Origin of the sequence: Ureibacillus suwonensis (assembly GCF_042655065.1) — a bacterium.
Lineage (GTDB): Bacteria > Bacillota > Bacilli > Bacillales_A > Planococcaceae > Ureibacillus > Ureibacillus suwonensis.
The window spans coordinates 1-581 of sequence record NZ_JBHSNQ010000019.1; the positions used below are offsets into that span (position 1 = coordinate 1).

General features: G+C 37.5%; 1 pseudogene. It reads left to right on the plus strand.

Annotated features, from left to right (window positions below):
* Nucleotides 1-581 (plus strand): annotated as a pseudogene (locus ACFPOH_RS01785) (transposase); the annotation flags it as partial.

The window sequence follows — 581 nt, forward strand, 5'->3', positions numbered from 1 at the left end:
AAAGTATCAAAAAGACTTCGAAATCTTGGGTGAACGGAATAGTTATTCCAAAACAGACTTAGATGCGACGTTCATGCGAATGAAAGACGACTATATGAAAAACGGTCAATTGAAGGCTGGATACAACTTACAAATCGCAACAGAAGGTTAATACGCACTGGCTTATGGCATTTTTCCAAATCCTACTGATACACGTACATTAATTCCGTTCTTGAATAAGATAGAAAAGGATTATTTTCCGTTGCCAAAGTATATTGTCGCAGATGCTGGTTATGGTAGTGAACAAAACTATGAAGACATCCTTTCGAATCGAAAATGTGAGGCACTCATTCCATATACCATGTATGAGAAAGAACAAAAGAAGAAATATAAACAAAATCCATTTCATCCAGACAATTGGACGTACGACGAAGAAAGTGATACCTACATTTGTCCAAATCAGCAGCGAGTAACCCGTTCTGTACGTACAGATAAGACTGGTTTCAAACGAGAATTGAAAATCTATGAATGTGAAAACTGTTCAGGATGTCCATTTCGTTCATCATGCACAAAAGCAAAGGAAGGCAATCACCGAAAGGTCA